Annotated in this window: 16 protein-coding genes; 15 read left to right on the top strand and 1 reads right to left on the bottom strand. The window is 37.5% G+C overall.

Going from position 1 to position 23,065, the window contains the following annotated elements; genetic code table 11:
• Nucleotides 1-232: 232 nt before the first annotated feature.
• Nucleotides 233-817, bottom strand: a complete 585-nt coding sequence (locus ACFX4E_RS24685) for a helix-turn-helix domain-containing protein (protein WP_377579952.1) — start codon at nt 815-817, stop codon at nt 233-235.
• A 1,113-nt stretch (nt 818-1,930) separates the two neighbouring features.
• Here ACFX4E_RS24685 and ACFX4E_RS24690 point away from each other — a divergent pair.
• From ACFX4E_RS24690 to ACFX4E_RS24760, 15 genes are all read left to right on the top strand, one after another.
• Nucleotides 1,931-3,901, top strand: coding sequence for a primase C-terminal domain-containing protein (locus tag ACFX4E_RS24690; protein WP_377579954.1), 1,971 nt, complete (start codon nt 1,931-1,933; stop codon nt 3,899-3,901).
• 696 nt (nt 3,902-4,597) lie between these two features.
• A complete protein-coding gene (locus ACFX4E_RS24695) occupies nt 4,598-7,669 on the top strand; it encodes a TraM recognition domain-containing protein (RefSeq protein WP_377579956.1) in 3,072 nt (1,023 codons plus the stop codon).
• A 113-nt stretch (nt 7,670-7,782) separates the two neighbouring features.
• Complete coding sequence (locus ACFX4E_RS24700) at nt 7,783-8,628, top strand: replication-relaxation family protein (protein WP_272816276.1); 846 nt, start codon at nt 7,783-7,785, stop codon at nt 8,626-8,628.
• Nucleotides 8,629-8,642: 14 nt separating this feature from the next.
• Entirely contained in the window at nt 8,643-8,858 is a 216-nt protein-coding gene (locus ACFX4E_RS24705; protein ID WP_025753473.1) for a hypothetical protein, read from the top strand.
• Between the two features lie 12 nt (nt 8,859-8,870).
• Complete coding sequence (locus tag ACFX4E_RS24710) at nt 8,871-10,007, top strand: conjugal transfer protein (RefSeq protein ID WP_377579959.1); 1,137 nt, start codon at nt 8,871-8,873, stop codon at nt 10,005-10,007.
• A gap of 102 nt (nt 10,008-10,109) precedes the next feature.
• On the top strand, nt 10,110-10,301 hold the full coding sequence (locus ACFX4E_RS24715) for a hypothetical protein (RefSeq protein WP_217599852.1): 192 nt from the start codon (nt 10,110-10,112) through the stop codon (nt 10,299-10,301).
• Nucleotides 10,302-10,313: 12 nt separating this feature from the next.
• Nucleotides 10,314-10,715, top strand: coding sequence for a hypothetical protein (locus tag ACFX4E_RS24720; RefSeq protein ID WP_155008765.1), 402 nt, complete (start codon nt 10,314-10,316; stop codon nt 10,713-10,715).
• Between the two features lie 14 nt (nt 10,716-10,729).
• Nucleotides 10,730-13,279, top strand: coding sequence for an ATP-binding protein (locus ACFX4E_RS24725; protein ID WP_377579962.1), 2,550 nt, complete (start codon nt 10,730-10,732; stop codon nt 13,277-13,279).
• Nucleotides 13,280-13,349: 70 nt separating this feature from the next.
• Nucleotides 13,350-13,904 carry a hypothetical protein gene (locus tag ACFX4E_RS24730; protein ID WP_277448593.1) on the top strand — a complete coding sequence of 185 codons (555 nt, stop codon included), beginning with the start codon at nt 13,350-13,352 and terminating at the stop codon, nt 13,902-13,904.
• A 19-nt stretch (nt 13,905-13,923) separates the two neighbouring features.
• Nucleotides 13,924-16,242 (top strand): MFS transporter, encoded by a 2,319-nt coding sequence (locus ACFX4E_RS24735; protein WP_277448594.1) that lies wholly within the window; start codon nt 13,924-13,926, stop codon nt 16,240-16,242.
• 15 nt (nt 16,243-16,257) lie between these two features.
• A complete protein-coding gene (locus ACFX4E_RS24740; RefSeq protein WP_277448595.1) occupies nt 16,258-16,833 on the top strand; it encodes a Tim44 domain-containing protein in 576 nt (191 codons plus the stop codon).
• Entirely contained in the window at nt 16,814-17,944 is a 1,131-nt protein-coding gene (locus ACFX4E_RS24745) for a bifunctional lytic transglycosylase/C40 family peptidase (protein WP_277448596.1), read from the top strand. The genes ACFX4E_RS24740 and ACFX4E_RS24745 overlap by 20 nt, the downstream gene beginning before the upstream one ends.
• Before the next feature lie 18 nt (nt 17,945-17,962).
• Nucleotides 17,963-18,460, top strand: a complete 498-nt coding sequence (locus tag ACFX4E_RS24750) for a hypothetical protein (RefSeq protein WP_377579965.1) — start codon at nt 17,963-17,965, stop codon at nt 18,458-18,460.
• Nucleotides 18,461-18,665: 205 nt separating this feature from the next.
• A complete protein-coding gene (locus tag ACFX4E_RS24755; protein WP_277448598.1) occupies nt 18,666-19,052 on the top strand; it encodes a hypothetical protein in 387 nt (128 codons plus the stop codon).
• Nucleotides 19,053-19,503: 451 nt separating this feature from the next.
• Nucleotides 19,504-23,031: a DNRLRE domain-containing protein gene (locus ACFX4E_RS24760; RefSeq protein WP_277448599.1), complete on the top strand. Its 3,528-nt coding sequence runs from the start codon at nt 19,504-19,506 to the stop codon at nt 23,029-23,031.
• Nucleotides 23,032-23,065: the final 34 nt, after the last annotated feature.

A 23,065-nucleotide genomic window follows, 5' to 3' on the forward strand; every position in this document is an offset into this window, starting at 1 on the left:
AGTTAAGACCGCCTTATAAACTATGCATAATGGGCGGTCTTTGTTCAAGGTATTCATATTTTTATAGAAAAAAACCTTGTCCTTAGAAGAACAAGGTTTTTTTGTTGCACATAATGAGATAAGATCCTTTTATTGTGTTATTTTTTATCGATTATAAAAATTATCTTATTACTTTAAAAGTAAAGGTTACTGAGAAGCAATTGTATGTGTTTGAATGCTCGCTTCTGCAATTTCACTTACCTAATAATCGTTGTAACCAACCTTTCTTAGTAGGTTGTTCTTCATGCTGACTCACTGCGGTGAGCTTTTTACCCTCTAGCATCTCACGCATAGCAGCAGTAAGGTTTTCATTTCTTTCTTGTAAGGTATGTTCTATATAAGCATTTTGCTTAGTTAGCTGTTCTGCTAAGTTCATAAGTACTTCGTCCCGTTTTTTATCACGTTCCTCTAACTGATCAAGACGTTCTCTCATTCTTCTCATTTCATCAGCTAATATGGAATCAGCCTTTATTTCTGGAACAGGTTTGAATGCTTCTCCTCCAGTATCAAGGTATAAAGCTATCTCTTTAAGTGTATACTCTTGATCTCGGTTTAGATGTTTAATTAATTGAAATCTTTCCAATCCATCTTTTTTAAAAATACGATATCCATTTTTCTTTTTTGTGAAAGGAATATAGCCTTCAAGTTCTTTTAACCAGTTACGTATGGTATGTGGCTCTTCTTCTAAAATCTCTGCTATATCTTTTATAATATATTCACGTTCTTCTGGTTGCTCTTTAACAGCTTGATTTTTAACTTGATTATCATCAGTACTCATGTTTTTACCTCTCTTCCTATCAATGTAACTATCGAACTTATGTAGAGTTGATTATCAGCACTATAATAGTTAGAACCTAATTTAAAACCTATATAGAACTATTATGTAATCAGCATAATATATCCTCTTTTCAAATTCAAAATCTTTTAATTTGTTTCTTTATAGAGAGTGTTTTTTTAATGTTACTACATATGTTAGAAGGTTGAAAGTGTCTATAATATACTTTGAAAATAAGGTTTATTAAACCGAAAAGACATAATAGTTGAACTTGAGTTAAACTATTATGTTGGAATTTTAATCTTTCTTTGCAATTGATTTAGTTAGTTGAACTTGAAAGGTGATTTTTTAGTTATATATGTTATTTTGAAGGTTTTTAAGTTCAACTTAAAAGATACAAACCTATGTATATAGGAATTTATGTGATTTTAAGTTGAACTTTAGTTAAACTAAAGCAACCTTATTTTAATTATAACCTAATTCTTTAAAATATAATAAAATTCAACATACTTAAAGATAAAGTATTGTATTTAAAAAAAACGACAAAACGCGTAGAATCTTTTGAGATTCTACGCGTTTTGAACATACCCTACAGCATTAAAGGCGTATTTCTGTAACATAATACTCGATAAATAATACACCAGTATTATAACACATTTTAAGGAAACAAGGTATTAAGAATCAGTGTAAGAAATAATAGATTGCGCGATTATTTGTCAGATAATTTAGAATAAAATGGTTGTGTTTTTTTATTTTATACTTGTAAAGTGGTTAAGTTTAGCAGTATCATAGAAGTACAACTAAATGAACGGAAAAAAAAGCAAAAAGCTCAAGCGATTAGAATCGGACGGCAATCCTATCTAATCGTTCACCGTAACGACACTACGGTAAACTGCTGCTCAAGCTTTTCACTCAATGTACGTATTCAACGTACATAATGTATTTTCCTACTTGGAATTTTACTACAAGTAGAAAATATAATCAAGATATTACGAGTGATTAATTTGAACAGGTAACGCTAAATTTATAGGGTTTCTCTATATATAAAAGCGTCGTTTACCACTTAACGGTAAACGACGCTTTTTGTGTTTCCGAGTAAATGGAGGGACACAGGTAATGAGAAACCTTGCACAACAAATCTATGGAAACCAGTTGACGGAATATTCAAAAAAACAAACACAAAAGAAAAAAAACGGTTATAGTAGCCGTTTAGGTTGGGTATTCGTATCAAAAGATTTTACAAAAGAAACCACAAAAGCCGTTCGTACCTATGGTTCGTTATTTAATGTCAGCAAAGACTATACATATTTTACGCCCAATACGTTCTATCGGAATGACCTACGTCGTTTAAGTACGCTACGTTGGATCAATGCGATGTCTATTGATATTGATGCAAAGAACGGTGAGAACGAGGGGATGACTCTTCCGGACGTGCAAGAGTTGATTACAGAAGCAGGACTTCCGATGCCTTCTTTAATCGTTCAAACCCCTTCTAAAGGGTTTCATGTTCACTGGTTTTTAGAACAGTCAAAACGGGCTTCGGACAAGTTGAATGCTCATTATAGTCGTATCCAAACATGTATTGCTGAGATGTTAAAAGGGGACGTACATGCGATTGGTCCAGAGCGACTATTCCGTTTACCTACGGAGGAAAATACAGTCTTTCATTCACAGGAACGGGTATCGTTTGATTCGTTATGTGAATGGTTCCAAATGGTTCAAGAGCAAGATCAACAAGACGTACATACATACAAAAAAGGGTTCTGCAAAGGCTATGAAACTCTTTTAAAGCATCCTGCTGTTCAAAAAATCCTAGAAGGTGTACATGAAGGTCAACGTGACACGGCTTGCTACACGCTTGCTCTGACTTACAAGGCAGCTGGATACGATGAAAAAACAGCAGAAGCATACTTACATAACTGGAATCAAAAAAATACGCCTCAAATGCGCCAAATTGAGGTTAAACGAAAAGTAAAGAGTGCATACAACGGCCGTTTTCATGCTCCATCTGCGAAAAAAATTCGTGAGTTATCGGGCATGCTATTTAGCTATGTCATTTGGGAAGAAGCGAAACCACGTGAAGAACGTACATATAGCCACATTCAAGAGTGGGAAGGAGACGTATTAGCATTTATTCGTGCTCAGGGAGGACGTGTATCAGGATCACAACGTGATCTTGCTGAGCAAATTACGTCAAGTGTGAATGCTGACAAGAAAATTCCTTATGCTACGTTTAAGAAAGTGATTGCTAGATTGGAAGAACAAGAAATCCTTTCGAAAAAGGTCTCTGGTAAAGGGAGAGGGGCTTCAACAGAGTTATGTATCGTTGACGAAGTAAAAGCGCGTAGAGCGCAATCTGAAGCTTCAAAAAAAGAGCAAGACGCTGCTCCTAAAAATAATGGGCTCAATTCAAATACAATTAAAGATACGGTGGTGGGTGGGACGGCTCTATCGCTTTCTCAGGGTATAGAGTTTGCTCGTTCTTCTGAACATAGTATCTTAAATTTACCGTCTACGTATTCTACTACTCTACAGACGTCACCTATTCCGGGGAATGTTCCTTCCGCCTTTACTAGTGCGTTGTTTAACCGGGGTTTTACAGATGGTCGTTTTATCTTTAGGGCCTGGGGGAAGGTTCAGTTAGCCTTTAAAGAGTTTGCTATTTCTTATCGTTCTATTTCGTCTACTCCGCATTATGTACGCTTATCCGTGGAGGCTGTTGGCTTAACGGTTCAGAAAAAAGGTTCTGTGCTTGCAGGAGATTTCCAAGGGGAAGATGTTTTCTTTAAGTATCTCTTTGGGGTAATGAAAGGGCTTTTCAAGAAGTATCGATCTGCTCAATTGACTCAATTTGTGGAAGAAATTGAGCGTTTAAGTGACGTTATGTTGTCTCATGTGGGCATGGAGTTAGAAGAGATATTGCAGAAAAAGCATGTAGTGGATCGAAAGCTGCAAGTTGCTAAATTAAGAGAGCTAGAACGTGAAGAGTCGGCTCGCCAAAGACGCAAGCATTATACAAATCATGCTGCTTTTGATCTTACTTCGAGCTTGAATCAGTTCAAACTTTTCATGAAAACAGAGGATTGATGTTCATAAAAAAACATCAAGAAAAGATCTAAATTCCTTTCTTGATGCGACTCACGAACGTAACTATTCTCCTTACAGAATAATCACTGTCATTGTATAAAAACGGTGAACAAAAGGCAATCGCAACCTCGTTTTTGTCAATGTCTAATTAAAGCTTGAGTTGGTATATGACTTAATAGGATAGCTCATACATAATTGACTAAATGTGCACATGTTTCGTGACAAATATGCATTAGGATGAAAGTAATAAAAATAGGAGGTTTTATTACAGTTTTGTTAAAAAATGTGACCTTAAAGGGCTATGTAGTAAAACTTCTACTAGGTATTAGGTTGTTTTCTCTGGAAATCCCTTGAAGCACGTGTAGGGAAGGAATATCATGGAAGTAAGCAATAAACATCCTACTTTTTTCAAGATACTTTCCCTGAGGTAACATTGATTACGCTAGTAATCATGTACCGATGGGAGAAGTCCTACTAGTACTCCTATTTTTATTTGTATCAGTCATTCGTATTGGCGGCGGGCGCACCTAGCGTCAAACCAACATGGCCTTACACATGCTGGCAACCATACGAACCGATGCACTTCACCCTAGAAACGTACTTTACTACAACTCGGAAACTAACACCCTATGAACCTCGTTCCTCGAAAACTTCATAGCTCTTTTCCTTCCTCTCTTCGCAAGGAGGGGAAACAAAATGCAACAAAAACCATCTAAAAAACAATCGACCATCTTTGACGATATCCTGGATCAACTGATTGAACATCCAAGGCAGGGGGGAGCGATTGCTGTTCTTGGTTTGGCTGGCATTGGTATTTGGAAGAAGGAATTGCTTTTATCTCTTCTGCCATACCGTCCAGAAATCATCCAGCATTGGTTGACACTCTTTATTCATGGCATTCAGTTCCTACTGGTCTTGCTGCTTGTATTTCTTGTGATTCGATGGATATGTGCTGTCTTTCGCATTCAACGACAGTTTGAGTATGTTCAATTGCTGCCACATGCAGATGACGGCGTGTCGAAAGAAATGTTAGGGCAATTAATGAGACGCATTCATGGAACAAAGCGTAGGTGGATTGAAAGGCTCTTTCTTGGAAAGGAACGCTTTTCGTTTCTTATCCACCACGTAGTAGATGAATCTGCAGGGATCCAATACCGTTTCTATATGGGAGCCGAAAAGAATCAGTTAGAAGCCATTAAGTCCAATTTTCAGAGTGTCTATCCGAATTTAACGTTCTTTCCGGCGGATGACTTAGAATTTCCAGAAAAAAAGGCCGTGGGCGGGCGATTGAAATTAAAAAGCAATAATTTGAAAAAGTCACTTCCTCTTTCACGGTATAAGTCAGATCAACTACCCGGTATCATTTCGCATATGAAGCCTGGTACATGGTTACAAGTAGGCTTTACCCCTAATGATGGGTGGAAGCTCCGAAAAGCCATCCAGAAGCTTGAAAAGGACTTAAAAGGGGATAGGCCTCTCAGAGATCAGTCTGCATTTGATAAAGAGGAATTAGTAGGCTTAAAACATCGTTACTCAGGCAATGAAGTAGCTTTTGACTGTACAGTGTCCATGGCTTCCGAGTACTACCCTGGTGTACCTGTTGTAAAAAGTATGGCCAACGCTATTAATTCTATTTTGCATCATGTAAATGAATTGAAGTACAAGAAGTGGAAAAAGGCGGTTCAATGGTATCCAACTATGAGTCCGTATCGTATGACATGGACGGGTGGAGAGCTTGCAAACCTTCTTCATTTGCCACACTTTGATGAACGAACGATTATGCAAAAGCTTGCAAAAGAGGTCCCGCATTCGAAACGTGGTGAAGAACTTCTTCCAGACCATCTTTTGAGTCATGAAGAGGGGTCTGTCGATTTCGGTGTACAATATCATCCGTTTGTCAAAGATCGCACGATCAGGATTTTAATGAGTGTTCTTCAGAAGCATTGGTCCTTGCTTGGTGTGACAGGCTCTGGGAAATCAACGCTGCTCAATAATGTGCTGATGAGTTATGTTCATCAATTTATGAAGCAAGGAATGGAAAACAAAACATCACCTGGTTTCTCATTTGGTGATCCTGCAAGAAATACAGCCATGATTTTATTGAATCAAATGCTAAAAGCTGAATATGACGGGGCGACTATTAACTGGGATAAAGTTCATTGGATCTCCTTTAAAGATACGGAATATCCACCAGCTTTAAATTTGCTTCATCGTTTTCCGGATGAATCACCTGAACGAGTCACACAAATCGTCATGCGGATTATCGGTGAAAACTTCCAAGTGGCGAAACAAACGGAACGTCTTTTGGTGAACTGTATTAAAACCCTTGTATTGGACGTAGAAGGTCAGCATACAATTTTGGGTGTAAAACCATTAGTCAATGATTTTACGTTCAGAAAACGGATTTTGAATCGTCTAGAGGACAATGTTGAAGCATATGACGTATTAGATTTTTGGGAGAATGAAGCAGAAGATTTAATTGATGCTAGTCGCATTGCGTTATTTAATCGCTTAGATACCTTCTCAGCTAATCCATTATTACGTCGGATGTTTGGTCAAAAAGAATTCACTCTTCCTATCCGTGAATGGATGGACCAAGGTCATATTATCTTTTATGACTTTAGTGGATTAAGCGAAGAAGAAACAGGGTTAATTGGTGGATTTCTCACCTACTTGTATTACCGAGTGGCTGATACAAGAATGCCTAATCCTTTAATGCATCAGTTTGTATTTGACGAAGCTGCCAGACTGGAGAAAATGACGATTCTGCCTCGTATCATTGCGGAACAACGTCAAAAAGGGTTGTCGCTGGGAATCGGTACACAATCCATGCATCAACTGGATCAAGAGCTTAAAAATGCCCTAACAGAAGTTCAGGGGAATTTCTTTGTTTGCCGACAAGGGGCAGAAGGTGCAGTTGCAGCTAGTAAAATGTTCAGTGTTCAAGGCACCAAAAAAGATCAGCCTCTTTTTTCGGAATCGTATTTTCGAAATTTGCCTGACTTGGTAACGGTCATTCGTACACAAGATAATGTAAACGGTGTGGATGAAATCGTACAATGTGTGGCCAAGTTACCTCCGTTAGATCGTTATATGCCGAATGGACAAAAAGCACGATACAAACATGCAACGGAAGAAGCCAAGGCTGATGCTTGGACAAAAGCCAAAGTAAAAGAGTTGTCATCTAAAAATGGCCATCATCAATCTGAAGTTGATGTCATGATTCGGGCTTATCTACAAGGTGAAACCTATGAACCGAAACAAGTGAAGAAATTACAGCCTAAGAAACCAAAGGCCCCGTTACGAGCGCAGCCAGAGGCACCGGTTTCCTTAGAAAGGAAAACGGATTCAACTATTGAGTCACCAAAAGGCATTGCTGCAGCATCCGTTGATGAAGTTGAACCAAGTAAAAAAGAAGGCGTGAAGCAAGAGACTGAACATCAAAAAGATTCTTTTGCAACGATTACCCTTTCAAAAAAACAGAGAAAACGGCCAGAACAGGAACAACCAGTAGCCCATACGCCTTTCAAACCGATGCTTACCCTTTCATGGAAGAGTTCTATTCATAAAGAAGAAGCACAGGGAATGAAGGAAACGGCGGCAGCTGTCGAGCCTGCTTTAGAAGAGAAAGAACAAGTTCTGGAAGTGGATCCTATATCGACGGAACCTGCTGTTACGCTTTCTAAGGAAAAAATAGAAGATTTACCAATGGAGCCACAGCCTATTGTGTCACTACGAAAGAAAAAACCTTCAGAAAAGAATGAGTAGAGATGGCAGGAAAAGAGTGGAGTAAGCGTTTTACTATAAATAGAGATAGAAAAATAGATTAATGGCTCACGAACGTAACGTTTCTCTTACAGACAAAGGAGAGGGGAAACAACATGAAAAAATATATCACACTGAATGAACAAGACACGGATTTACTTATTAAGTTACATGACTTCATCTACATTGATTCAAACTTTATTGTGGATCACATTTTAACCAATTACGCGGACCGAAAATATGTGATGCAGCGCTTGCGATTGCTGGAAGAATCAAAGTACCTTAAGAGCTTTACTGTTCCCATGCCAGGCTATGAAAAGCCAGGCAATTTATATACACTCGATGCATTTGGTGTTGAGAACGTACAGGAATTGCAAGGATTCTCGAAATGGCAGAAAAAATGGTCAACAGACGTACCTGCCTGGTATCAACATCAATTGATGTTAAACCGTTTGGTTTTATCCTACAGGAAACAGGCAGAAGAAGTAGGGCTAGCCGTTAAGGAATGGATTCCAGAAGCAAGAGGGACCTTCCAATATGGAAAGAGCAAGTCAGAGGTCATCAAACCGGACGGCGTATTAGTTGTGGGAGAAGCAGATAGCGAACAAAATATTGGTTTGTTTATTGAACTGGAACGTAGTGTAGCCAAACGACAAAATACCATTCAAAAGATACAAAGGTATAACGACTTTTTGAAACGTGGAAAAGAAACACTCGAAAAATATGATCTTTATGTTGGCTTTGAAGAACCTGTTTTAGATTGGCGAGTCTTGTTTGTCGCTGGAAATCAAACAAACACGAAAAAGACCATGCGCGATATCTTAAGCATTCCCAGTCAAGAAAGGTCCCATATCAAGATTCCCGTTTTGACAGCAAACATTGAAGACGTACAAAAAGATGCCTTTGGAGATATCTATCACTATGTATTCAGTGAATCAATAGAGGTAAAAAGAGGGTTGTAAGGAGGGGACGTCTAGTGGTTCGTAGTTTATTTAAAACCCTTCTATACATCGCTGGAATTTGTCTCGTAGGAAGTTTTATCCTACGGACATTCCCAGAAGCGAACGTACTTTGGGAGACAGGTAAAGAACAGTTTTCCGTTTTCTATAACCAAAGTGTAGCAAGTTATGGCGTGACAGGTACACTCATCATCATAGCGATTGTCGCCTTCTTGTTCTTTGGTAAAAAATAAGGAGGAATGACGATGAAGAAATGGCAGAAGAAAAAGAAGCCTGCTTCTACTGACCCTTCACAGGTGCCAAAAGAAAAAGGAAAAGAAAAAGTCGGTTCATCCAAGAAGTATATGCCGAACTTACTAAAGAGGGATGAAAAAGAAAAGCAACAAGAACAACGGATGATTAAGCGCGCAACGATGAAACGATCAACAGCAGCCATTATAGGAAGAGCTGTCATGGTTCTAAGTCTAGTGATTATAGCTTTAGGAGTCTTTAGTGCCTTTCGCCACAACTTGGCTATTAGTGATTTAGAAGACAAAGTATCAGCTCAACAACAAGGTACGAGTGAAGAAAAAAGTCAAAATAATCAAAATATTAAAGCTGTTGAGTACTTCACTACTCAGTTTATGCGTCAGTACACGAACATTGAGCCAGGAGAGGATAAACAGAAAGCAAGGGAAGATGCGTTGCAGAGCTTTTTAGCAACCGGTCTAGATAAAGACGCTGGAATTGATTATGCCAATCTCCCTGGAAGCCAGCGTTATGACAGTAGTGACGTCGTTTCTATTAAACAAAAAGATGCCCATACTTCAGATGTATCCATAAAAGTTCAGGTCACAGCAACAAAAGAAGTGGAAAAGAAATCGAAAGACAAAGATGGAAAAGAAAAGGTGGAGAAAACGAAAGAAGAGAAGCCGGCTACTGTTTACTATCTAGTCCGAGTCTATGAAGGTAAAAACGGCTATAGCGTCATTGATCTGCCACAACCGTATATGCCAAAAGAAAATCAACGCGTCACGGTTTCTGAGAATGAACAAAACAAAAACACGGATTCAGTTGTCAATCATGAGGTTCAAAGCTTTCTAGAATCATTCTTTAAAACCTATACAGCCAAAGATCGAAGTGATGAAACCAAGTTCTTCTTTAAAGATTCGAAAAAAGCGCAATCGTTAAATGGATTAATGAACTACAAATCTTTAAACAAGGTATCGGTCTATGAAGAGAAGTCTTCTAAAGGAAGGTATATTGTCAGATGTTCAGTCAAGTTTGAACAGCCAGATACAGGTATTCAAAGCAACCATAGCTATGAGTTTGATGTTCAAACCGATGGTCAAGATAAATTTGAGATTTTACACATGAAACCTGTTTCGTACGACATTCAATAAGTGAAAATGGAGGGATTCAGTATGCTTACAAGCTTCTTACACACATTTATGCTAGGCGACATTAATTTACAAGGTGTTAGTAGTCAAGGGGACACAAACGTAATGGGTGTTTTACAAACGGTGTTTATCTGGGTGGTGCTATTTGCGATCATCGGTTCGTTGGTCATGAAAAAATATCGTGGTGCCCTTATGGTTGTTGTTTTTGGCGGGGTGATTGGTGTTTTCATCTACGGTCCAAGTAACATCGTTTCGTTAGGTGATTCCCTTTTAAAATTCTTTGGTCTTTCAACCTAAGGAGGTCTATGTATGAGACGTGTTACTGGATATTGTACAAATAAAATTTTTGCCATTCCAAATATCGTAAGAGGGCTAGCTGGGGGAAGGGAAAGCATTTCGCTTCCCTTTTCTGTTACAGTTACTCAAATCATTGTGATCTTTATCTTCTTTCTTCTTAGTCTTCTTCTCGTTGTTCCTTTAACTCCTCTGATCCCTAATAAAATTGCACGCGTCATTGTTGTGTGTATGGCGGCACCCATGTTCTTTGGTTATCTTGTTGGCTCTCAGACAAGAGAAAATATGAATATTATTCGCTATTGGCAAGTGAAGTTCAAAACGTTCATGGAGCCAAAGGAGCTCTTTCGATTTGAAGAAGTGGAGCAAGCCAAAAAGATCACGTACAAGCGCAAGATTCCTATTTACCGAAAATGATGTAAGGAGTAGTGATGGAAATGGATATCCAAAACGACATTATAGCTGTTTGGCAAAACACCGTCATAACAAGGGATGCACGAGATCAAGGCTGGTTTAAATTCAGTGGATTCCATACGAGTTTTGATTCAGAAGCTCAGCTGATGGCTCACTTCTCAGAGTTAAAGCGCTTATTTAAAGAAATTAAGCGAGAAATTCAATGCATCGTGGTGCCAACGCGTCAATCCATTGATGATGTTCAAGAAAAATATGCATCTATGATCCGTGGGAACTTGCGAGTCGTAGCAAGTTCTCATATCCAATCGGTTTTCAATTATCTTAAAACAAGTGATGAATTAGGTGCAGAGGAACGTCGTTACGACTTTTATATCGGTGTTGAGCTAGGTAAGAGTACACTGGATGACGAGGCAGAGGATATGACGTACAAGGAAATGTATCAAGCCTTAAAAGATTGGGTGTCTTCAAAATTTGCCAAAATCCGTGGAGACAGTCATGTTCATCTAACCGAAGATCGCTTACGAAGAATTTATCGTGCTAATCGAGAGGTCACACGGTTGCTTGAAGGATTACCCTTTACATTTACGCCTGTTACACCAGAAGGGATGACGAAATTAATTCCTTGGATCTTTAATATAGGCTTACGCTTTCCACCTAATTGGCAGAACTGGGAAGATCGTTTCACACCTATTTTTAATAAAAAAGGAGAGCTTATTGCTCGTATTCAGACAGAAGAAGATGTGCTTAACCTTCAATTAACGGGCATTGAGAACCCTCGTTCACGTCGGTATTTAACGCTACATCAGACCGATGCAAAAGGCTACAACCATCAGACACACGTGGCTTTCTTGCATATGGTTGGTATGCCGGAAGAAATTCACTTCCCAGAAACGCGATGGTTAGAAGCCTTGCGGTCTCTGCCCTTTGCGGTAGGCGTTAATTTAAAAATGAGTTATCAAGATGCAGATCAACGATTGCGCAAGTTGCGTCGCAAGAAATCCAATTTAGAAGATCAAGCTAACCATTTAAACACCTTTGGAGAAGATGCAGGATCAAATGTGTATCAAGGGATTTCCCATGCTGAAAGCATCATTTCTAATGTGGAAAAGGAACGAGAAGGCGGATACTTAATGAGTGCTATTTTCTCAGTCAGTTCCTCTGATAAAGATGAATTGATGCAGCGAGTGAACGACCTTATTGATGAATACGCTGGAATGGGTATTACCTTGCAAAACACATATGGCCTTCAATTACGCAGTTTGCTTGAATGCCTACCAGGTTCAAGACGCTATGTAACGGAGTTTATCCAAGACGTAGACATTAATGCCGTCACAGCGAGCTTCTTTGGAAATCGACAAGAATTAGGTGATGAATACGGCTATTACGCAGGAAGAACGTTGAGTGGTACGGCTGTTTATGTCTTACCTGGTCTTGCTGCATCAGGCGCGGCCCTTACACAGTCGCTTGTCACGGTGTATACAGGAAAAACGGGTTCTGGTAAATCCATGGCTGCCAATCGAGATATTTACGAAACGGCATTAAGTGGAGGAAAGGTATTGTTGTTGGATCCAAAGTCAGAGAGAAAAGATATTTGCAAATGGGATGAAAAATTAACGGAATTGGGAAGCGAGCTCAACTTTATCTCTTTTTCTACTAAGGATGAAGATGCCGGGAAATTAGATCCGTTTCTTTTGTTTGATAATCGAGCTGAAGCCGTGGAGGTTTCAAGAGAGATTATTTATTACTTGTTAAATATCAATATTCGAAACGATAGCGTTAAAAGCTCAATTGTCACTAAAGCCGTTAAGCGTGTTGGGCAATTGGCAGATCCATCTATTCGATTCGTCAAAGACGAGTTACGAAATTTAGTACAGGAACATGACACGTTACCAGAAGATCATCGTCCAATGGCATTAGAATTAGCTTCCATTTTAGAAGAATTTGAAGATGTGTCTCTGGCTCGTTTGATTTTTGGAAAGCGTATGAATGATGAAAATGTCTTGAATTATGCGAATCAATTTAATGTGCTGCAAGTCGATAATTTACAGCTACCCAAAAAGAGCACATCTGCAGAAGAATATACAGAAGCAAACATTGTATCCGTCGCCATTTTGTTTAGTCTAACGGCCTACATGATGAAGTTTTTACGGATGTTCCAGAATGAATTAACGGTTGTGGCCATTGATGAAGCGTGGAACTTCTTCCAAAATCCAGCAGGTGAACGCTTAATTGATCGTTTATTCCGTGAAGGACGTTCTTTGTTTTCACCAATTTACTTAATGACCCAAAATCTAATGGATATTCCAAGTAGTATGCGTGGCCAAATTGGTACAGCCTACTGTTTCCGTACCGATATACCAGAGGAAATTGAAACGATTCAAGAGTTTATGAAACTAGAAGATAGTGCGGGGTTAGAAGATATGATGCCTAAAATGCAGTCGGGTTATTGTTTATACCGTGATTTGCATCAACGAACAGGCGTTATGCAGGTTCGGATTTTACAAGAGCATCTATTTGATGCCTTTGACACATCTGTAGACGTGAGAGAGCTTGCAAAACAAGTGTAGAAGGTTAATCCTTTCGTTTAGAAAACGGAGGGAGAGCCTTCTAAGAGGTTTAGAGAGAGGGAGACTAAATATGAAAAAGATACTTGCCTTTATTTCGATTATCGTTGTTGTTGGTATGCTTGCAAGTTGTGGGAATGATGAGGCCACTACAGAGCCAAAACCAAAAACGTGTGAACAAATTGAACCTTGTAAAACAGCTTTACAGTATACAACGTATGTAGAGCAAGGAGCTAGTGACAAGGCATATGAAATGGAAAACAAAGATGAAAACCTTGTTAGTTATGACGATGAAAAAGAAGCTAAAGAACATATTCTTTCAGATTATAAAAAATATCAAGGTCAACAAATTAAAAAATACGGATTGTTAGAGTATGAAGTAGTTCCAAACAAAAAATATGTCTATAAATTTAGATTTAAAGATTTTCGTAACGGAGATGTTAAAAACTTTACTGTTGGAGTTTATAAAAAAGGTAGTAAGTATTTAACTAGCAATTATGTTAATGGAGCAGTTAAAAATGATATAAAGCATGAAGGCTCCATAGTTCCTTATAAAAGATATTATTCAAAGGGTTTAAGCAAGACAGATAAAACGACATTTGGCCCACAACCTGTTGAGAATTATTGAAAATAAGGGGGGATAAATAATGAGAAAGAACTTTTATACAAAGTTGCTTTTTCTATTAGTTGTAGTCTGTTTACTGTGTCCCATGTCAACTGTATCAGCTGCCGCGCCTAATGTGATGGATGAGCTAATGCCGAACAGTAATTTACCACAAACGAATGCGCCTTTACTTCGATACAATGAAGTTCCTCTGGAAAACTACGACATTGATGTGTACGTAAAGGATGACGACGATAAAGGCTGGTTTGACTCTATTAATATTTTTAAAGTCGATGAAAAAGTTTATAACAACATCGCAGCCTTTCAACAACAAATCTTAAGTGGCATTTGGTACGGATATTTAGTAGTTGTCAATTTTGGGATTTTCTTAATGGAGCAAGCGTTCACTTTTGACATCATTAACAGCATGCTTTCATACATTCCCGGGTTTATTTCAGAAACAGGTGGCATGTATGGAATTGGTCAATTCATGGGCTTTATGATGATTATGGTGGCTGGATGGCTGGTCTACTCTTTTGCTCAAAAGAAATATCGTGCTACTATTTCAGGACTCTTTATGGCAGCCCTCTTGTCCGCGGTTTTTACCGTTTATGTGCAAAATAGTGATCAGTTACTAGGTCAATTAAACCAAGCTCGTAACTATATCTCAGGTGCTGTTTTGACTTCTTCTACTTATTCACTAGGTGATGGGGATGAAGAGGCAATAAAAGAAGAAATGATTGAAGATAGACAGCGAGATCAAGCTACACAAAGCTATAAGGACACATCATCCGTACGGTACGGTGTATCAAGAATAAGAAATTTAATGCATGATTTATTAATTGTGAAACCGTATTTGTTGTTAGAGTTTGGTACAACAAACTATGGTGTCATTGGTGGTGGCAAAAATGACAATGCCTCATCAGCACAAATAAAAAAAGGTAAAGAGATAGTAAAAGATTTGTTAAGTAAAAAACCAGGAAGTAGTAAAAGAGATACTGTAGTTAAGGAAAATGCTAATAACTCTCTTTTTGCTCCAGAGCATACAAATAAACGGATTGTTTTATCCCTGTTAATTTGGGTTCCGGCACTTGTCATATTAGCGATGGTCGGCTATTTAGCCACATTCATTCAGATATATGGAGTAGGCTTCTTACTTACAGCCATTACAGGGGTATTTGTTTTATTTCTTAGCATCTTTCCAACGTTTCAACGGTTTGCCAAACAATTTGTTGGTAAGTTAGTAGGGTTCTTGGCCATGTGTATCGGACTTACAGTTTTACTCATTTTATTATTTAGTTTTGTTAACATCACCTATAAAGTCGCTAGTGAGAATAATTGGGCCTATGCTCAAACCATCGTGGCCGTTCTGATTGTGGTTGCAGCCATATTTGCCCTCCAAAAACAGCTTTTCGGGTACAAGATTTATTCAGAAAAGAAACAACAAATCCAACAAGCTTGGAGACAAAAAGTTGATGCCATTAAATTTCGAGATACCCAACGTCAATATGCACATGTAGAGCCATTTTATACAGGGGATAACGTACATTCACGTTCGAGGTCTGGCCAAAGGGGAACAACAGACACAAGAGCTAGAGAACAGATGGAAAAAGCAATGGAACGCCAAAGTAATAAACCGACTTTACGAAGAAACAAACCTATTGATAGCAACGGGAACGTGATTGAAGATGCACCAAAACGAAATGTAATGCCGTTTAGAAAACGCCAAGAGAAAGAACGAAAAAATAATCTATCTTCTGAAAACGGTGTGATTCCAAACCCTCACAAAAAGGATCAGGCATCAAATCATAATCAAGCCGTGTCTAATCAGATTGATAAGCAACAGAAAAAACAAGAGCATGCACCATTAAAGGCACAGCCTAAAGGACCTCAACAAGAGGGCGTAAAAGAAAATGCACCTACTTCTGGGAAACAAAATGAACAAGTCATGAAAAAAATAAGACAACAAGAAAAACAAGAAAACTCACCATTGAAAGCACAGCCGCAGCAAACATCAAGTTCTTCTCAATCCAGTAAGGTTGTAGAGCAAATGAGAAAACAAGAGGCGCGTTCAGAAAATCAGCAAGCACCCATTCAAAGTTCTCGCCGTTTGGTCCCAGCTAGTGGAGAAGTCTCAACGAAACAATTCAACCAAGAACAAGCACCGTTAAAAGCACAACCTAAACCACCACGAACAGACAAAACCAATCAGCAATTTCATAAACAAATGAGGCAACAACAGGCACGACAAGAAATTCAGCAAGGGGAAGAAGAAGCTTCTGTTGCGAATGAATCAAATGGAAGTCATATAGACCGTTCTAAAGAGATTGAACAAATGAGGCGACAGTCTCAACAAGATTAAAAGGGAGGGCTTTTCATGAGTGTTCAACAAAAGAAAATGCTTGTATTTCTGAGTGTCGTTGTCTTTTTGGGCATTATGATTAGTTCTTTTCTTTCAAAAGAAAAGCCTGCTTCTTCGAAAGGGGAGAAGCAAGCTCCTTCTTCTGAATCTGTGCAACAAGAGAAAGAAGAGGCTACAGAAGACAATAAAAACCCCTATGATCAGACACAACGAAATACAAAAGAAGACTTACAGAGTACGAAAGAAATCGCAAAAGAGTTTGTCAAAGCCTTTGCTAGTTTTGATGCTAAGAACCCTTCAAAACATATTGAACAATCTAAGCCTTATATGTCAGAGGACATGTATGAAAATTATAAAGAACAAAAAGAACGAGGTACGCTTACTTATGATAAGGTTGTCCCAAAAAACCTTGAAACGACAGAGGTTTCAAATGATAATACCGATGTTATTCAATGGAATGTCATCATGCAAGGGGAAGTGTACGACGTAGATGGAAACGCTGAACAAGAGGAAGATTGGTATTTAGTCACACTTGAAAAGCAAGAGGCTGGATATAAGGTGGTGGGTGTTCGTGTCAACGTACCGAATTAAGCCCATCCATAAATTGAATCATTCTGCCAAAGGAAGATCTAAAATGTTACTAGCTATTGTGGCAGCTTTATTAGCATTAGGCGTCGTTGTAAGTACGATGGCTATGGTGAGTGTGTTTGGTATTCTTTTACCAGATCAAGAAGATGTAGCAGAATTAGACGGTACAGCTGTAGATTTGGGAGATATTCAAATATCCAAGGTTGGGGAAGGCCAGATACCAAAAGAGTATATTCCTATTTATAAAGCAGCAGGTGAAAAATACAATATCCCCTGGACACTCATTGCCGCGATTCATCGTGTCGAAACGAACTTTGGCCAAGACTTAAATACCTCTTCAGTTGGGGCCATTGGGCATAGTCAGTTCATGGTAAAAACATGGGTTGGATGGTCTTTTCCGGGAGGAACTAGGCTCGGTGACGCCTCTATTCCCAAAGAGACTCTAATGAGTCCAGCTGCTATATCAAAGTATGGTGGTTTTGGTGTTGATGGCGATGGGGACGGAAAAGCTGATCCTTATAATGTAACAGATGCTATGTACTCAACAGCGAATTATCTGGCTGCAAATGGAGGAGCTTCCGGAAACTATCAAAAAGCTGTGTTTGCGTACAACCATGCCAGTTGGTACGTATCACGAGTGATGGGATTTATGAAAGAGTACACAAGTGGTTCTGTTGAAGCTGTTTCGATTAAAGGTGGTTCGGCAAAAGGTTCAGAAGCCATTGAAAAAGCGATTAAGGTAGGATCATCTATCGTAGGAAAAAGCCCTTATGTATGGGGCGGTGGACGAAATCAAGAAGACATTAACGCACATAAATTTGATTGTAGTTCGTATGTTAGATGGGTCTATAGTTCAGCTGGAGTTGATTTAGGACCAGTAAGTGCTACGACAACAGATACGTTAATCAAACGCGGGAAAGTCATTAAAGCAAGTGAAATGAAGCGTGGTGACGTTATTTTCTTTGATACGTATAAGATTAATGGCCACGTTGCCATCTACTTAGGCGATGGGAAGTTTCTTAATGACAGCAGTTCACAAGGAGTATCAGTGGGGGATTTAAATACAAAGTACTGGAAAGATCGATTTAATGGAAATGTGCGACGTGTAGCTTAATGAAAAGAGGGTGAGTTCATGGAAAAAGAACAAGTTGAGGGCATAAAAGACGTTGTAATTAGGAATGCCAAAGGCGTTTGGAGCGATTATTGGCTACCTATTACGGCGTTTGTTGTGTTAATTGTTTCGTGTCAGCTGTTTAATTTAACCCATAGTGGATTCTTTTATCCTCTTATGTTCGTTTCAGGATGGATCGTTGTGATGTTTGCCTTGAAATTTAAGAGTGAGAGTTCAGTATTCTCCTTGAAAAAACTTACAAAACACAGGCAGCAAGATACCTCATATGAAATGTATACGGTTTTACGTGTTTACACCAATGACTCAGACTTTCAAGAATATATGCACATACAAGAGTATTTTGATAGTCAGCATATCCAGATGGAAAATAGAGTGATTGATCATAATCAGGATATCAAATCGCAAATCATGTTCATCCGAAAACCAGAGTTTGCGTATTGTTATCACTTGTTAATGGATCAAAAAAACGAAATGTACTTTATCGGTGAATATGTGTAAAAAGAGAGTCATTTTCTTAAATAAATAGAAAATAGGGTGTTGCTGAGAAGCGCTGTGACAAAATTAACTTCTATTTTGTTGATGATAGTCAATTAACTTCGAAATTTAGTGATTCTCGCAATTGTCCTCTAATTGAGTAGCTAGCTTATTAGAAAAAAGGTGTTTATAGATTAAAAATATAAATAAGATTGGGGAAAAAACTCTTATGTCAAATTCCGTTATTATAGCATTAATCGTAACAAGTTTAATTTTTATTGTAGCTACTGCCATTGGTAAGGCTAACAGGAAAATAGAAAGTGAAGCTATTAAAAAGAGGCCTGCGATGGTAAAGACGTTCATTGCTCAAAAAGAATTGTTACTAGAAAAAACAAATCAACTGTTAAAGCAAAGCCGTCTTCTTATGATTCTAGCTTTAGTTGCAAGTGTTCTCTTCAAATATGCAGTGCCTTTTCCTTTACTTGCTCCTTTATTTTTTATTGCTACTTATGCATTTCTAGTAATGTATATCCTTACAGGAATGATGAGAAGTAGCTTAAAAAAACGTATTGAGGAATTAAAAGGTTATTCCAATCAGAGGAAAAAAATAAATTAATAAAGAGTGAAAATGATAAATTTTTTATGGAAAGCCATCCCTTGAACGCTATGGGATGGCGTTTTTAATGTTTTACGAAATTAAGATTATGCAAACAAAGAGTACATATAGTATTCATTCTATAATGAAACATGAAGAATTTAGTTTCAACCATTCTCTTCTGTCTATTTATTGGAATCATTTATACAAGATATTTTATATTCTTAAAATGTACTACCAGGTCTAAAGATAAATGAAAAATATAGCTAGTAGAAATTTATCATGCTTTTTCGACTAAATAAATCTATAAAAACCAAAAAATATGTTGAATTACGTTAAATATTACATTATGATTACAAAGTTGTTTAAAAAACATAGGAGGATTGTAACAAAAGAAATGAAAAACTTTGGTAAAGAGTAAGTATTTAATCTTAACTTACTATAATTAAATCTTTAGGGGGTATTTGAAACAGTGAGCAAGTTATTATCAAAAATTGCAGTGTGTTTTCTATGTTTTATCTTATTAATTCCTATAGTAACAATCCATACTAATGCGGTGGGAAAAGTAAATGCTGAGAAACAAACTGAAAGTGACATTAAGGAAAATAAGGTTAACGATAAGAAAGTAGCTGAAATAACAGAAGAGAGAACTGAAAATACTAAGGTCTTCGATAATGGAGATGGGACCTTTACAAAGAAAATTTATGTAGAGCCTATACATAATAAAGATGAAGGTGAATGGAATAACATTTCTACAGATCTCATCACAGGTAGCAAATCTATACCAAAAGAGGGTACAAAATCAGTTGTAGAAGCTGAAAATACGAAGCTAGACAGTAATTTTTATTCAATCACCCAAGAAGGAGAATATGCTAGCTTTTTAAAAGGTTCTGATTTTCTTACATATGCTTTGGTAGACGCTAAAGGCAATGATGAAAAAGCTGTTTCGTTTAATAAAAGCAGTATTGAAACGAAGGATAATCAAGCCTTACACAAAGAGGTATATCCTGATATTGATTTAAGGAATCTTACTTTTAATGAAAATGTTAAAGAAGATTTAGTTCTACATAGTTACAAAGGGTATAATACGTTTACATTTAGAATTAAGACTTCTTTAGTTCCTAGTGTCGACTCACAAGATGGAAATATTACGTTTAAAGACACTAAGGGTAACACAGCCTTTGTTGTGCCTAAACCATTTATGTATGACTCAAATGTTAATGATCGTTCTGGGGATGCAGAAGAGTCTAATAAGGTCACTTATGATTTTAAAGAGGAAACAGCTGGATCCTATCTTTTAACGATGAAAGCAGATGAACAGTGGTTAAAGAGTTCTGATCGTGTATATCCCGTTTATATTGATCCTACAACTTCAGTTCAAACCTCATCAGATGCTTATGTTTCTAGTCAATATGCTAGTACTAACTATGGAACTGCATCAAAAAAATGGGATTCTGGGCAGAATGAATATGCTTTAAAAGTAGGTTATTACGATGGAACAACTGGTACTAATTATGCTTATCTTAAGCAAGATATATCTAGCTTAAAAGGTGCAGTTATTGACAGTGCCACGTTCAATGCTTACGTAACCCATGCCTATTATGCAGATTCACCTAATGGTCTATGGCTAGATGAAGTTTCCAGTGATTGGTCTCCTTCGACTCTTACATGGAATAACAAACCTTCGTCTACTAACATTGCAAAAACAGATGTAGGAAGAGATAAATGGGCACAATTTAGTGTAACAAATACAGTTCAATCATGGCTAAGTGGGAGTAAAAGTAACTATGGCTTCAAACTCCATACAAATGGAAATGGACAAACATTTTGGAAGAAGGTTGTTTCAGGAGACAACGCAACAAATGTTCCTTACCTATCCGTAACTTACCATTATGATGCTCTAAGTGCTCCTACAGTCAAAGCGTATTCTTCAGGTTCTAATCAAGGTTATTTTAATATCTCTTGGGATCCTGTACCTGAGGCAACGGGTTACAAAGTTGCTATTTATAATGGGTATGAATATGAGTATATTAATGTTGGAAATGTAACAAATTGGACAACAAAGGGACAAAAAATTTGGCCAACTAGTGGTGAAATTGCTGCTGGAAGATATAAGCTACACTTAGACAAAGCTGGAGCAGAGCTTCCTGTCGATCCATCTGCTGTTTATAGCAACGCTTATAAAGCTGGAAGTTCTACAAATTATAGTACGCGTCATCAATACTGGGTAAGGATTGTAGCTACTTATCCTAAAGGAGATAGTCCTAAATCTCAGGAAGTTACACCATATATTCCTTTATCACAACCGGCAACTCCAACAGGTATTGCGTATAGTAATATCCCAAATTCAAGCGATGGATATGTAGATTTAAATTGGAAGTCTGTTGTTGGAGCTACAGGATATAAAGTATTGGTTTTTAATGGGAAAAGCTATGAAGAATTTGATGTAGGGAATTCTACAAATTGGACGACAAGAGGAAAAAAAATCTGGCCAACTAGTAGTGAAATTGCGAATGGTCAATATTCGTTACATCATGATGAAAATGGTAGTGAATTAGCATTAGACCCTTCTTCCGTATACAAGAACTCAGGAGGAAAATATATTTCAAATAAAAATTATTGGTTTAGAATTAAAGCATATAGTAATCAAGGTTATCCAAATAGCGCAAATTCGGAAGCATATATGCCCTCTATCCCTTTAAAAACATTTACAAATATTGATGTAACAAAGGAAAAAGATTCCATAGGGTTATCTTGGAATCCAGTGCCTTCAGCAACAAAATATTCTATAATATACAAAGATTTAGATGATGTTACACAAGAGATTTATTCTGGTGATACACCTAGCTTTACTCATAAAGGCTTAGCGCAAGGTACTATATACTCTTATAAAATCAAAGCTTATGATAAAGATAGCAATCTATTAGATATTGCAAAGATAGATACAATGACAAAGTTTGATGATGGTATTGACAAACTGAATTTTGATACTGTTATTACCAGTTCAAATGTGTCATTTAAATGGCAACCGTTAAGAAGTGTTAACGAATATGAAATTTATAAAGATGGTGAATTATTAACTACAACAAGTGATACAGAATTTATAGATAATGACATAAGTATAGGAAACAACTATGAATATGAAATTTATTCAAAAGAGGATTTAAGTTCTGGGGAAGATTCTAATAACATTGACTTAGACACATCAAATGATTCTAACTTAGATTTTGAAAGTACTGAGGCAATTGAAGAAGATACGGATATTCCAGAAGAAATGGAAGACACAGGTTCAGAAAGTATTGAAGATAGTACTCCAGATAATGAAGATGAGTTTTCCATTAATATTCCAGTAGATACAAGTTTGCAAGAACAAATGACATTGATGGCAGCAAGATCAAGTGGTCCTAGTAGTACAACAATTAGACACAGAACATTTATCCCACAATCTGTTTTAAGTCTTGGTGGGGTTTACTATTTTAAAGGAGATAACAGAAAAAGTGGAAGATACGCATCTTTCTCTCCAACTTCTGGAACTAATAGAACAAGATTTGATATTACAATTAAATGGACTAATACAAGTAAAACGTATGGTACAGGGTGGACAGTTAGTAAAGCTGTAGGAACATCTCATCGATTAAAGAAAGTTAATGGGAAATATGTACCTTATAGTCATAGAACTGCCTCTGCAAATGGAATGAAAGCATCTGTCACAACTCATGATAAAGTATGGGCAGTTGCAGAAATTCGCCATAGCGTAGGTTTGCCATACTTTTTCAATACTCCTCCTAACATTGACTATAAGTTTACCGAATATATTTATAGAAACGGTTTAACCGTAATCAGGGGATCACATGATCAATTTCCAGCGTATGAGATTTATCGTAGAAATGATTCTGGTAGTTGGAAGAATTTATACAAATTTGATCCTATAAAAGCTGGTACAAACCCTAACTATTTAACTGGATATGCAGGCAAACGAATTAATATTTCTAAAAGATAGAAATTAAGTTAAGGAAAATAAAAGGAGGGAAGTA

This window comes from Priestia sp. YIM B13491, from assembly GCF_042787605.1.
Lineage (GTDB): Bacteria > Bacillota > Bacilli > Bacillales > Bacillaceae_H > Priestia > Priestia megaterium_E.